A 13,774-nucleotide genomic window follows, 5' to 3' on the forward strand; every position below is an offset into this window, starting at 1 on the left:
ATTAAGTGAAACAATTCTTAGCCGGGAAAATACAGAAAATGCCGCAAATTTCAATGCTACATTTGCCTAAGCAGCAATTGAAACGGAAATTAAAATATGCAGCTCTATCCGGGAGTATGTTGGTATCCGCTTTTCTTGGTTATTCTAGCCAACATCAAGTTCTTGCTGATGATGCATTATTTCTTGTGCCAACCCTGACTATTCAGGAACAAGGTGATAGTGAAGTAGCCGCTAAAAAGTCAGCGCTCATAAAAGCAAAACGTCAGGCTTTTCAAGAGCTTGTTCAGATGTTGGTGCCTGTACGTCAACAAGGAAAAATGCCAGCTCTTAGTGATAAAGAATTGGAAAATCTGGTTTACACAACAGACATTCCAAGTGAGCGTATGTCGCAAGGTGCGGGACTTTACGTGGCAGATATACAAATTGGTTTTCGTCCAGATTTAATGAGAAATTTTTTCAAACAAAGAGGTATTGCTTTTTCTGAGACACGCAGCCGTCCGCTTTTAGTGCTGCCTGTTATGACGCAAGGTAGTAATAATCAACTTTGGGAAGATAGCAATGAATGGCGTTTAGCCTGGGCTAATAGCAATCTGTCCCCTGGTTTAGTTCCCCTTGAACAACCCTTGGGCGATATTTCTGATATCAGTGAAATCACATCTGATGATGCATTAGCTTTGGACCAAGATAAGCTGATGTCTATTGCGGCAAAGTATGGGGCCACAGGTGTTGTTTTAACTATTGCGGATATTGCTGATGTTACAAACGGACAACCACCTGTCATGTCTGTAAGTAATATTATTATTGCTGAAGGATGGTCAGACGATATCACGATCTATGATTTTGCAGAGACGATAGAGCGAATTTCGGAAACTGGATCTATGGACAATGCTTCTTCTGAAGTTACTAATCCTTATGCGAAACTTTACGACGAAGCAATTGATGTGGTTTATTCCTCTCTGCAGGAAAGGTGGAAAGAAACAAACCTGATCGATCCAAATGTTCAGGGAAATAGTTTGTTGATGAATATTCCTTTGGCGAATTTGAATGAATGGTTGAGAATTCGTTCAATGCTGGATGGCATGACCATGGTACAACGATATAAAATCGTAAATATCAATGTAGATGAGGCAAATGTATCGATTGAATATAGTGGTCGAACAGATTCATTGCAGTCCGCGTTGAAGCAAATGAATTATAATTTAGCCTTTAACGATGATGTCCAGGGCTGGAGCCTTATAAAACGTTAAGTTTTGATAAGATAGGAAATCACCAGATGACCACAACGCAAAAATCCTTTTTTTGGGTAGGCAGTCTTGCCGTATTTGTTTTCTTACTCATGATACTTGGGTCGGTTTTAGTTCCATTCGTCGCGGGCATGGCAATTGCCTACTTTTTAGATCCGGTATGTGATTGGTTGGAAGCACATGGTTTTTCACGAACCATATCCACGACTATTGTTACCATTTTTTTTACTGTTATTTTGGCTATCTTTTTTGCAATCGGTACACCTTTATTGGTAAGTGAATTACAAACTTTCCTTCAAAGATTACCGGGATATGTTGATACAATTTGGGAAAAAGCAGTACCTTTGATCGCCTATGGCCGTGACACATTAGGTATTGAAACCATTGAAGATCTCTCTCGCAAGACGTTAGGAGCATCCGGCAATCTGATGAAAACAGTTGGCGGTATTATTACGCGTTTTATCGGCGGCATTAACGTTGTTACAGATATTATTTCATTCTTGGTGTTAACACCGATCGTTGCCTTTTATTTCTTGCGCGACTGGGATCGTATGGTGGCGAAAATTGATAGTTGGTTGCCACGTAAACAACAGACCATTATTCGCAAACAATTCAGTGATATGGACACTATTATTGGTGGCTTTGTTCGTGGACAAAGCATGGTCTGCATATCCCTTGGTATTTTCTATGCGGTTGGTTTGGCATTGCTAGGTTTGGATTTTGGATTATTGGTTGGTTTTTTTACTGGTCTGGTATCCTTTATTCCTTATTTTGGAATGTTGATCGGATTCGCATTAGGTATGGGAATCGCATTAGCACAGTTTGATACCATGGCGATGGTTGGTTTTGTTGCCATAGTATTTGCAATAGGTCAGGTGATTGAAGGGTATATTCTAACACCACGTCTTATCGGTAATCGTGTGGGATTACACCCTGTATGGATTATTTTTGCGTTGATGGCAGGGGGGGCGCTATTTGGATTCCTTGGGATTTTGATTGCTGTACCCGTAACTGCGGTGATAGGAGTACTTGCAAGATTTGCTATTCAGCAATATATGGCTAGTCCTCTTTATCAAGATATGGATGCACATATTACACATCCAGATGACATATCGACTAACGAAGAAGAACAAGAAAAATAGGCTGCATTTCAAATGACTGCATCTCGTCAAATTCCCATAGAATTCCCCGTACGTACTGCGTTGGGAGTCGACGATTTTATGGTGGCTGAATGTAATGAAGAATCAATTGCATGGTTGGATAAATGGCCTGATTGGCCAATGCCAGCCTTATGCCTTTATGGGCCCGGTGGAAGTGGCAAAACCCACTTGCTTCATATTTGGTGTGAAACTTCTAAAGCTGATAATATAGATGGACGAGAATTAACAACAGATATTGTCCCTGTTTTATTGGAAAATGGTAATGGGTTAGCTGTTGATAATGCAGAAAACTGCCCTGAAGATAGCTTGTTCCATCTTTATAACTTAGCAAAAGAAACAAACCAAAAATTATTGTTAGCATCAAAACAAGCACCTGCGCATTGGAATATTGAGTTGAAGGATTTAGCATCTCGTTTACGTGCTTGTCCTTCTGTTGGCTTACGTTATCCAGACGAGGATATGTTGGCTGCTTTGATGATGAAGCAATTTCAAGATCGTAATTTGACGCTTTCACCTGAAATTCTGACTTATGTTTTACCCCGGATGGAGCGTAGTTTCGAAGCTGTTCGTAAATTCGTAACATTGATGGATTTAGAATCGTTAGCAGAGAGAAGAAAGCTTACCGTTCCATTTGCCGCCAGAATTATGGATCGTATGGAAGAACAGCAATAATGGGAATTGAAATTGAGTTGAAACTGGATTTTACGCCTGAGAATCTTAGAAGATTTCGCAAGTGGTCCGGTTTAAGGGATATTTCAATTCAAAAGCCCAAACGCGCCTGTCTACGTGCTTGCTATTATGACACTAGCGATTGGGAACTTGTTAAGCAAAAGTCATCTTTACGTATTCGTCGTGAATACGGGAAATGGGTACAGACAGCGAAACTAGCCTTACCCTCATCTAATATGAGTAAACGAGTGGAGATTAATTGGGATATATCTTCACCAAATCTTGATTTAGGTTTAGAGACTGAGAATCAAGATATTCGGCAAGCTCTTAAGAGTTTACATGATAAAAAGATTGTCGAAGTGTTTCGGACGCGTATTTGGCGTACCGCACGTATACTTAGATATAAAAATTCAGAAATCGAATTAGCAATTGATTCCGGTCATATATTTGCAGGCGAAAAAAGTGTAGTCGTGAGTGAAGCAGAGCTTGAATTAATGTCGGGAAATGCCGAGGATTTAATGGATCTAGCAAAAGAATGGCAGCAAATTTTTAAGTTTACGATTGATGGTGCGTCCAAGGCAGAGCGCGGATATAAGCTAGCTGCCTAGACTTTACGTCATAATATTGTAATTTGTGTTCTGATGGTCGCAACTCTATAAAATTGCAGAGTTGGATTTACGCGCATTTCCTGAATAACAGGAAAAACTATTGGGATTAAGGAAAGTCAGATGGCGACAGTTTCTAATCATACTGGATCAACTTCTATGCAAGATGAGGAAAGTAATGATAACATTCATTTGGATGAAGTACTGGATTTGTCTGAGATAAACGCAACCAGTAAGACACGATTTATCAATCGTGAATTATCATGGCTCGCTTTTAACTTCCGTGTGTTGGAAGAAGCATCCAATACGCGCCATCCTTTATTTGAACGTCTTCGTTTTATTTCGATCTCAGCCAGTAACCTTGATGAGTTTTTCATGGTACGTGTCGCCGGTCTAAAAGGGCAGGTTGCGGCAGGGGTAACGACACAAAGCTCTGACGGTCGAACACCGCTTGAACAGTTAAATGCTATTTCCGCAAAAGCTGGACGATTGATGCAAGAACAGCAAGTTGTTTTGCATGACATACTTGGTCTCTTGCGTGAAGAGAATATCAGTCTTCTAGCAGATGATGAAGTCACTGACGAGGATATGAAATTCCTTGATAAATGGTTTTCAGAACATGTTTATCCGACGTTAACGCCTATTGCTGTGGATCCTGCTCATCCATTTCCATTTGTCCCGAATAGAGGGCTTGTGATGGCCATTCAACTTCGTCGACCAAGTGATGGTTGGGAGCTGAAGAGCCTGATCCCGATGCCACATAACCAAAAACGCTTTATCAAGCTTCCGGGACGTAATCCACGCTTTATTCGTTTGGAACAACTAATTGGTTTATTCCTCGATCGTCTCTTCCCTGATTTTGACGTGGTCGGAAATGGTATGTTCCGTATTCTTCGAGATTCCGATGTGGAAATTGATGAGGAAGCGGAAGATTTAGTGCTGACCTTCGAATCCATGTTGAGACAGCGTCGTCGGGGGCATGTGATCCGTTTGAATATTGAGGCAGACATGCCGGAGGAACTCAAAGAATTTGTTGTTTCTGAACTTGGTGTTCGGGATGAAGATGTATTCTTGCTTGGTGGGGTACTCGGTCTTTCCGATTTTAGTCAGATGATCGTTAAAGAACGGAATGAGTTATTATTTGAACCATATAAACCACGCCATCCTGAACGTATCGCTGATTTTGGCGGGGATTGTTTTGCAGCCATTCGTGCAAAAGATTTCATTGTGCATCATCCGTATGAAAGTTTCGATGTGGTTCTGCGTTTCATTCGTCAAGCGGCAGCTGACCCAAATGTATTATCTATTAAGCAAACCCTATATCGTACATCGAATGATTCTCCAATTGTTCGGGCATTGATTGAAGCTGCGGATGCAGGTAAGCAAGTTACGGCCTTGGTGGAATTAAAAGCCCGTTTTGATGAGGCTGCGAATATTAAATGGGCCCGTGATTTAGAACGCGCAGGCGTGCATGTTGTTTATGGTTTCGTAGATCTCAAAACCCATGCGAAAGTTGCCATGGTTACGCGTCGTGAAGGCAAATCTACCCGTACCTATGTGCATTTTGGGACAGGTAACTATCATCCGATTACCGCATTGATTTATACAGATTTATCCATGTTTTCCTGCGATCCTGTATTTGCCAATGATGCGGCAGCGTTATTTAATTTTATTACTGGATATGCAAAACCTAAAGACATGCAGGCATTACGCTATGCACCACATACATTGCGTGATCAAATCCATGATAATATTGAAGCTGAAATTAAGAATGCAAAGGCAGGTAAACCTTCTGGTATTTGGTTGAAAGCGAATAGCTTGGTAGATGATCAGATTATTGATGATTTATACCGCGCTAGCCAAGCGGGGGTGAATATTGAGATTATTGCTCGTGGTATTTGTTGTTTGCGCCCAGGTGTACCCGGTTTATCGGAAAATATTAATGTACGTAGTATTGTTGGTCGTTTCTTGGAACATAGTCGGATATTCTGTTTTGCCAATGGCAAGGAGATGCCTTCTCTAGACGCAAAAGTGTATATTTCTTCTGCTGATTTGATGCCGCGAAATTTAAATCGTCGTGTTGAAACAATGGTGCCTATTTTAAACTCGACAGTGAAAAGACAGATTTTAAATCAGGTAATGTATGCTAATCTTGCGGATGAAGAGCAAAGCTGGTTCTTAGCACCGGATGGTTCCTACACCCGTCCTGAGCTTAAAAAGGGAGCTTTCAATGCACATCGTTTCTTTATGACTAATCCAAGTCTATCTGGACGTGGTAAGGCCTTGAAGAAAGATAAAAAGAAATCTCAGCGAGGGTCAAAATCTTCATAGAAGACGTTGGTTCTGAAGAGTATCATAAGGAATAAGAAACAGGATGACCAAGCATCCCTTATGGGCAGAAACCCAGGAAAATAATTCATCTCCAATCGCAGTTGTTGATATTGGGTCAAATTCTATCCGATTAGTGATTTATGAGGGGCGTGTGCGTGCACCCATCCCCGTATTTAACGAAAAGATTTTATGTGGATTGGGACGAGACCTAGATGCAACGGGACGTTTGCATGAAGATGGGGTCGAACGCGCCTTAAGTGCATTGCCTCGTTTCGCAGATATAGCCCGTAGTATGAAGGTTTCCAAGATTACTGTTTTAGCTACAGCTGCGGTCAGAGAAGCGGAAAATGGCCCTGAATTTACCCGTCGGGTGAAAGAGCTTAGTGGCTTGGAAATTAAAACCATCTCAGGCCACGAAGAGGCACGATTATCAGGCTTGGGTGTGGTTTCTGGAATTCCTAAAGCAAACGGCTTTATGGGGGATCTTGGCGGCGGCAGTATTGAATTAGTTGAGCTGAATAAATCTAAAACGGGGCGATTTGAGACGTTACCTCTTGGCCCTATTCGGATGTCGGACAAGTTAAATAGTTCAAAGAATAAGCTCATAAACATAATTGATCCGATGCTTGAGAAAGTGGAATGGTTATCTGAGTTGAAGGGTAAAGAGTTCTATGTGGTTGGTGGTGCTTGGCGTGCTATCGCGAAAATACATATGGAGGAAGTTGATTATCCATTACATGTTTTACATGGATATGAGATGAATGCGGAATATGTGAAAGAATATTGCGATCATATCTTTGCTATGGGGGATAAAGAGCTTGCTAAAAGATATCAAGATAGCACAAGGCGCGTAGAAACATTGCGTTATGCAGCATTGTTAATGCAGCGTGTAATTCGATATGCAAAGCCCAGCAAGCTTGTCTTTTCAGCCAATGGTGTTCGGGAAGGGTGTTTGTTTGATAAATTGAATGAGGAAATGCAGGAAGAAGATCCACTTTTAGCGGCATGCCATCGTATGCCATGGGCGCAAAGTTTTGATCGGGTAGACGGCGAAAAATTGTTTAAATGGATCAATCCTATCTTTGAATCTGATGATAAATCGTGGGAAAAGCGTATTCGTGAAGCTGCATGCCTGCTTTCTGAAATCGGTCGTTTGGAACACCCGGATTATCGTGTGGATCATGCGTTGAACCGGGTGATGCGTTTTCCGATCGTTGGTGTCACACATCAAGAACGTGTTTTCTTGGCGCTGGCTGTTGCAACACGTTATGGAACCGTTATTGGTGCAGCACGTGGATTAAAGACGATTGAACGTCTTTTAAGTAAACGTAATATCAACCGCGCGAATGCGACTGGTTGTGCAATGCGTTTGGGATATGCGTTAACTGGCGGGGTATCCAAACATCTGAAAGATTATGACTTAAGTATTCAGGGGCAAAAACTGATATTAAACGGGCCTACACATAAGTCTTACATGGCGGGTGAAATTGTAGAGAAACGCCTTGAAAATTTAGCAGTAAGTCTTGGTTTAGATCATGAAATTCATATGTCTGGTGTGTCAGTTTTATAGATGAAAAGATAAGGAGACAGAAAGTTATTTGATTTCTGTTTTCGCACTTTCCTTAATCAGTATTGTAGGTTTTCCATCTATCATCCGACTATAGGTTAATTCGCCACGATATGTACCTTTAGGCCAATTCTTACCGTTATTTTTACGTCCGGCGGAAATGAGTTCAAAGGCCAGATCTTTTTCACGAATGGCTTCTTGATCATAAAATGGTTCAGCAGCATCATTGTGATAAATTTTTACATGTACTTTATCACCTTGACGAACCCCAGCAATAAAGGCGTTTAAAATCATTCCTTTTGCCGAAGGGCGTAAACGCGCATTTTCATAAAGTTTATGTTCCATCGCATGAATAGATAAGCGATTGGAAAACATACCAATGCCGACCAGATGTACAGGCTTATATGGTAAATCTACAGCCCAAAGGGATTTATCTTCACCTTGACCGCAGGATGTTTTTACAGAGTCACCGGTAAAAGGATCTAGTCGTTGGTTACCCTTCAGGACTTCAAAATGTAGATGCGGATATTCTGTCAGGCCACTTAAGCCTATTTGTCCCATTGGCATACCTGCTTTGACAATATCGCCGATTTTTACCTTGATGCTATTACGTTTCAGATGCGCATAAACAGTACGATAATTATTCTTATGCTGTAACACTATCATATTGCCGTAACCGCGGTTAAATACTGCTTCTTTGCCAACAAGTTTGGCATTTACATCAGGCATATAATCACGTGTTTCAATGACTTTGCCATCTACGGCAGCCAGAACATCAACCCCTTGTTCTAGTTGAACATAATCATTTAGTCGAAAATCGGTGCCTTTGTGATCGTCATTGGTCAAAGTGCCACAATTATAATCTTTATAATCCGGCCCTTTAACAGCATCTGCATATTTCTGGATGTAGCAGGTTTTATTAAACTCGCAATCCACAGGGATTTGTAGAAAGCCTGTTTGAGCGGAAACAGAATTAAAAAAAGCCCCCATTGTTAAAGCAATGGAAGAAATTGACATTAACTTCAATAGCTTGAAGGAGGGTTTTTTCATATTCTCTTAATCCGGATTAGTCTTCATCATCCTCAATTTCGATGATTTCGATATCTTTCCCTTTGGCAGTGATAGCAAGCTTACCGCTTTTTAATTCCATTGCACGTTTGCCGAAGACTTCCCAACGCCATCCAGACATGGCAGGAATATCAGGATCGTCTTGAGAGGCTAGTTTTTCCAATTCATCAGATGTTGCCACGACACGTGCCGCGATTAAATGACGCTCGCTTTGACGTTTCAATAATACCTTCAACAAATCAGTTAGAGGCCCAATACCATCGGGCAGGCGGGGACGACGTGGCAGACGTGGTAAATCTTCGTCTGGCAAATCTAATGCTGTTGCAATTGCCTTTAAGATACCATTCCCCATCTTACCGTCAGCAAAACCGTCGGAAACCCCGCGGATTTTCTTTAAGGCTTTGACATCTTGGGGCTTTGTGCCTGCGATATCCAATAAAGCTTCATCGCGTAAGATACGATTTTTGGGGATATCACGGGCTTGTGCTTCGCGTTCTCGCCATGCTGCAACTTCGCGTAAAACACCTAGGAAGCGAGGTTCTGTGCCACGAGATTTAATACGACGCCAGCATTCTTCGGGAATAACCGTGTAGGTGGCTGGATCCATCAAATACGCAGTTTCATCATCCACCCAGCTGGTTCTGTTCATCTCAGCAAGTTGTTGCGCGAATTTCTCATATATATCGCGTAGGTGTGTGACATCACTTTGCGCATAAGAAAGTTGTTTTTGGTTCAATGGACGCATGGACCAATCTGTAAAACGTGCAGATTTATCCACCTGACGGTTAAGAACTTTATTTACCAAAGTCTCATAACCAGCTTGGTCACCATGACCTAAAACCATTGCTGCAATTTGTGTGTCAAAAATTGGCTTTGGTACGGAATTCATCTTCTGGAAGAAAATTTCCATATCCTGACGTGCCGCATGAAAAACCTTCAAGATGCTCTCTTTTTGCATCAGATCATAGAAAGGCGCCATATCCAACCCATCTGCAAGCGGGTCGATAACGGCTTCAACTTCTGTGCTGGCAACCTGTATCAGGCATAGCTTTGGCCAATAGGTTTTTTCGCGCAGGAATTCAGTGTCTACGGTGATATAGTCGGCCTCTGCAAGCTTGTTACACAAGGTCAATAAAGGGTCGGATTCTGTAATTGGTGTAATTGTCATGTCTTTGTGAATAGACGAGTCTGTATTAAGAGTCCAAGATAAAGGCGAATAGGGGATGGATTTATGTCATTTTGGTTGACAAATGGCGTAAAACATAGTCTTTCCCGTTGCAGAAAATAAGTTGCCACTTCGGTAACGTTGATAAGATTTTAAGCATCGCATTGTTGGAGATTTCCATGCATCAGTATCGCACGCATACTTGCGGCGCGTTGCGTCAAAGTGACGTAGACGCAGAAGTTCGTCTTTCCGGTTGGGTTCACCGTAAGCGTGACCACGGTAATCTGCTTTTCGTAGACTTGCGCGACCATTATGGTTTGACACAAATCGTGGTGGATACTTCTCATGAAGTATTCCCTATCTTGGAAGGTTTGAGTAACGAATCTACCGTTTGTGTAACTGGTAAGGTTTTGAAACGTTCTGATGAAACCATCAATCCAAACATGGAAACTGGTGAAATCGAAGTTGTTGCAGAAAAAGTAGAAGTTCTTTCCCGTGCAGATCAACTTCCAATGCCTGTAAACAAAGATGCGGGTTATCCAGAAGATATCCGTTTGAAAAACCGTTTCTTGGATTTGCGTCGTGAAGATATGCAAAAGAACATCATTTTGCGTTCTGAAGTTATTTCTTCCGTACGTCGTCGTATGATCGACCAAGGTTTCCGTGAATATCAAACACCGATTTTGACTGCTTCTTCTCCGGAAGGTGCGCGTGACTTCTTGGTGCCATCCCGTTTGCATCCTGGTAAGTTCTATGCGTTGCCACAGGCACCTCAACAGTTCAAACAATTGTTGATGATGGCTGGCTTTGATCGTTATTTCCAAATTGCACCTTGTTTCCGTGATGAAGATGCACGTGCAGATCGTTCTCCGGGTGAGTTTTATCAGCTCGACTTTGAGATGAGCTTTGTAACACAAGAAGACGTATTTGAGGCGATTGAACCTGTCTTACACGACCTATTTGTTGAATTTGCAGATGGTCGTGAAGTAAGCCCAATGCCGTTCAAACGTATTCCTTACAAAGAATCCATGGAAAAATATGGTAACGACAAGCCTGACTTGCGTAACCCATTGATCATCACAAACGTGTCTGACGTATTTGCCGGTTCTGACTTTAAAGTCTTCGCGGGTCTTGTTGAAAAAGGCATGGTGGTAAAAGCGATCCCGGCACCTAACGTATCTGATCGTCCACGTAGTTTCTTTGATAAGTTAAACAGCTGGGCACAGTCTGAAGGTCAAGCTGGCCTTGGTTATATCAACTTCAAGGAAGAAGGTCCTGCTGGTCCAATCGCGAAAAACTTGGATGAAGCACGTCTAGAGAAGATCAAAGAAATCACAGGCGTAAAAGATGGCGACGCTGTCTTCTTCGTCGCTGGTAAAGAAAAAGATGCGGCTGATTTCGCTGGTATCGTTCGTACCAAGCTTGGTAACGATCTTGAATTGATCGACGAAAACAAATTTGATTTCTGCTGGATCGTTGATTTCCCAATGTTCGAATATGACGAAAAATTGGGTAAAGTTGACTTCTCCCACAACCCATTCTCTATGCCACAAGGCGGTATGGATGCGTTGGAAAACCAAGACCCGCTTACAATCAATGCATATCAGTATGACATCGTGTGTAACGGTATTGAGCTGTCTTCTGGTGCGATCCGAAACCATTTACCGGAAGTTATGTATAAAGCGTTTGAAATCGCTGGATACGGTCCAGAGGTTGTTGACGAACGTTTTGGCGGTATGATCAACGCGTTGAAATTGGGGGCCCCTCCGCATGGTGGGTCTGCACCGGGTATCGACCGTATCGTGATGTTGTTGGCAGGCACAGAAAACATCCGCGAAGTCACTGCCTTCCCAATGAACCAAATGGCGCAAGATTTGATGATGGGCGCACCTGCTGCTGTTGACGATCATCAATTGGAAGATGTTCATATCAAAATCCAAATGCCTGTAGAAGCTTTAGATAACTAAGTTTCTAATTAAGATATACAAAACTTCTGGGAGGCCGCATTTATGCTGCCTCCCTTTTTTCTAATTGTTTATTTCTTTCAATCTCGTAAGCATTTAATATAAGTTTATATCGAGATGATAATAGTTGTTTTTCGTTACCTATGAGTTGGTAATCTATTAAACCATAAGATCTTGCGTGTAATACATCAAAAAACCGGAATGAATTTGCAGGGACGTTAGGAAATGCTTCTTGCATAATCCACAAGGCAATTCTAGCACCTTCACTTGAGATCATGGTTCTTGGGCTGAAGCATGAGTAAATTATTTTTTTTTGTTCATTATTTAGTTTAATAGCAAGAAAATCCTCATTTTTTAATTTTATTGGATTTTCTTGACCTAGATGGAAGCTAGTGAACGTATATTTACTTTTATCTTCGGTAAAATCTTCATTTCTCCAACGTCGTTTTTCATCGTACCATTTTAGGAATTGATTTGCGGCCCTATTATAGGGTTCACGTTTTTTATAACTACTTGGAAATTCTTTGAAAAACTCGTTTAGCGCCTTGTTTAAATCTTTATAACCATAAACATGCCTTTTAGCTCTGGACCAAAAAGCTCTGTAGTATGGAATTGGCAAAGGATATTCACATAAACCTTGGAGCGCGTCAGCATGTTTAAATTCCAGCTCAATGTCTTTTTTTATATCAAAGATAAGTTCTTTATCTGAATGTGAATAGAACTTAATTAATTTCCCTAGATTAGGTCTTAGAATACTCATCTCAACTCCCTTCAAATTAGATATAATGGGTATAATGAAAGGAATAGAATAATTTTTGGTAGATGAGTTTTATAATATCAATTTATAATAGAGGTGATTACTCAAATGTAGGGAGAATTGGGTGCATCGTTTAAGTGCAAAAGTTCGTGACAAAATCGCTTGTAAGCTCAACGTAAGTAGATTCAAAGCCGATATTTTATGGGGATTTTTTATTGTTAGCATGAATTTGCTACTTATATACGGGATTGGTCTGGCTAATATGGAAATCTCAAGGCTTTTGTTCTTAGGGTTGGGCTTTTATGTATTCTATTTATTTGTGATTTTTATCATTGGATTTAGCATTTATGGTAGAGATTACATCGAAAGAATAGATACATACGAAGATTGAATTAAGAAATTTAACTCAATCTTTGATTTTATTTGAAAAATAATGATTATCATAAGTAGTGATTTATGATAGTATCAATTTTAAATGGTTGCAAAAATAGATATGGATAGGCTGCTAGAGAGGGGGATTTGTTATGAATCGTCACAAAGCAAAAGTTCGCGATTATATCGCCCGAAGATTGAATACCAGTCGGATGCAGGCAGATATTTTATGGGGCGGCATTCTAATTGGACTTAATTTTTTATTATGTAGCGTCGCAATTGATAATATCAATTACGCCAAATTTGTAGGCTTAACTTTTGGTATTTATGTTGCCTATGTGGCGCTGTTTTTAGCCATAGGTTTTCGCAATTTTGGGCGAAATTACTTTGAAAAAATAAATGCTTATGAAGATGGTTGATTATAAAAAAGCTGCTTCAAATAGAAGCAGCTTTTCTTTATGATGATTTTAAGGTGAGTTCTAAATCACCCCTGCAATCATATTCATCACTCCAAGTACCTGTAATGACGTTATTTTCAAGTTGCGCTTTCGCTTCTCCTCGAACTTGAGATCTTGGATGGACTAGAACCTTTAACTTACCATCTGTAAAGATATAACCGGAGAAATGTACAATCGGTGTAATGGACACCATATCAGGTGTTCCTCTTTTAACTGTGCCTTCGAAATATCCTTCGTTCACTTCCAACTCGACAACAGCTTCCTTGCAAATGCTTGGGCCAGAGGTTGGTGTTAATGTACCAAAGAAACCTCCATTCATTTCAGATGCCACCATCTTAGTGTTTGGCGGTGTACATGCTGTCAAACCTATAAGACTGAAAATAGCAACAAATGAATATAAACTATGCTTCATTA

General features: G+C 40.9%; 13 protein-coding genes. 9 read left to right on the plus strand and 4 right to left on the minus strand.

The features are described from left to right. Positions 1 to 38 precede the first annotated feature (38 nt). From ACOQOA_RS17545 to ACOQOA_RS17570, 6 genes are all read left to right on the plus strand, one after another. Entirely contained in the window at positions 39 to 1,247 is a 1,209-nt protein-coding gene (locus tag ACOQOA_RS17545; protein WP_420549892.1) for a DUF2066 domain-containing protein, read from the plus strand. Between the two features lie 26 nt (positions 1,248 to 1,273). Further along, complete coding sequence (locus ACOQOA_RS17550) at positions 1,274 to 2,386, plus strand: AI-2E family transporter (protein ID WP_420549893.1); 1,113 nt, start codon at positions 1,274 to 1,276, stop codon at positions 2,384 to 2,386. A 12-nt stretch (positions 2,387 to 2,398) separates the two neighbouring features. Further along, a complete protein-coding gene (locus ACOQOA_RS17555) occupies positions 2,399 to 3,076 on the plus strand; it encodes an HdaA/DnaA family protein (protein WP_420549894.1) in 678 nt (225 codons plus the stop codon). Continuing rightward, entirely contained in the window at positions 3,076 to 3,681 is a 606-nt protein-coding gene (locus ACOQOA_RS17560; protein ID WP_420549895.1) for an inorganic triphosphatase, read from the plus strand. Before ACOQOA_RS17555 ends, ACOQOA_RS17560 begins: the two co-directional genes overlap by 1 nt. 156 nt (positions 3,682 to 3,837) lie before the next feature. Next, positions 3,838 to 6,009: an RNA degradosome polyphosphate kinase gene (locus tag ACOQOA_RS17565; RefSeq protein WP_420550121.1), complete on the plus strand. Its 2,172-nt coding sequence runs from the start codon at positions 3,838 to 3,840 to the stop codon at positions 6,007 to 6,009. A gap of 43 nt (positions 6,010 to 6,052) precedes the next feature. After that, positions 6,053 to 7,579, plus strand: coding sequence for a Ppx/GppA family phosphatase (locus tag ACOQOA_RS17570; RefSeq protein ID WP_420549896.1), 1,527 nt, complete (start codon positions 6,053 to 6,055; stop codon positions 7,577 to 7,579). Between the two features lie 24 nt (positions 7,580 to 7,603). On the opposite strand, the gene ACOQOA_RS17575 is transcribed toward ACOQOA_RS17570, so the two are convergent. Together ACOQOA_RS17575 and rnd are read right to left on the minus strand one after the other, a co-directional pair. Further along, positions 7,604 to 8,593, minus strand: coding sequence for a M23 family metallopeptidase (locus ACOQOA_RS17575; protein ID WP_420549897.1), 990 nt, complete (start codon positions 8,591 to 8,593; stop codon positions 7,604 to 7,606). Between the two features lie 49 nt (positions 8,594 to 8,642). After that, positions 8,643 to 9,812: a ribonuclease D gene (gene rnd / locus ACOQOA_RS17580; protein WP_420549898.1), complete on the minus strand. Its 1,170-nt coding sequence runs from the start codon at positions 9,810 to 9,812 to the stop codon at positions 8,643 to 8,645. Positions 9,813 to 9,988: 176 nt separating this feature from the next. Between rnd and aspS the strand changes: the two genes are divergently transcribed. Continuing rightward, on the plus strand, positions 9,989 to 11,776 hold the full coding sequence (aspS, locus tag ACOQOA_RS17585) for an aspartate--tRNA ligase (RefSeq protein WP_420549899.1): 1,788 nt from the start codon (positions 9,989 to 9,991) through the stop codon (positions 11,774 to 11,776). A 40-nt stretch (positions 11,777 to 11,816) separates the two neighbouring features. Here the strand turns inward: aspS and ACOQOA_RS17590 are convergent, their stop codons facing one another. Then, complete coding sequence (locus tag ACOQOA_RS17590; protein ID WP_420549900.1) at positions 11,817 to 12,533, minus strand: hypothetical protein; 717 nt, start codon at positions 12,531 to 12,533, stop codon at positions 11,817 to 11,819. A gap of 121 nt (positions 12,534 to 12,654) precedes the next feature. Between ACOQOA_RS17590 and ACOQOA_RS17595 the strand changes: the two genes are divergently transcribed. Together ACOQOA_RS17595 and ACOQOA_RS17600 are read left to right on the plus strand one after the other, a co-directional pair. After that, positions 12,655 to 12,921, plus strand: a complete 267-nt coding sequence (locus ACOQOA_RS17595) for a hypothetical protein (RefSeq protein ID WP_420549901.1) — start codon at positions 12,655 to 12,657, stop codon at positions 12,919 to 12,921. A gap of 133 nt (positions 12,922 to 13,054) precedes the next feature. Further along, entirely contained in the window at positions 13,055 to 13,321 is a 267-nt protein-coding gene (locus ACOQOA_RS17600) for a hypothetical protein (protein WP_420549902.1), read from the plus strand. A gap of 37 nt (positions 13,322 to 13,358) precedes the next feature. Here ACOQOA_RS17600 and ACOQOA_RS17605 read toward each other — a convergent pair whose 3' ends face one another. Further along, the gene (locus ACOQOA_RS17605) at positions 13,359 to 13,772 is read right to left on the minus strand and encodes a hypothetical protein (protein WP_420549903.1); all 414 of its coding nucleotides are present in this window, start codon (positions 13,770 to 13,772) and stop codon (positions 13,359 to 13,361) included. Positions 13,773 to 13,774 lie beyond the last annotated feature (2 nt).

It is taken from the genome of Curvivirga sp. (assembly GCF_965219885.1).
In the GTDB taxonomy this organism is placed as follows: Bacteria; Pseudomonadota; Alphaproteobacteria; order UBA8366; family Aestuariispiraceae; genus Curvivirga.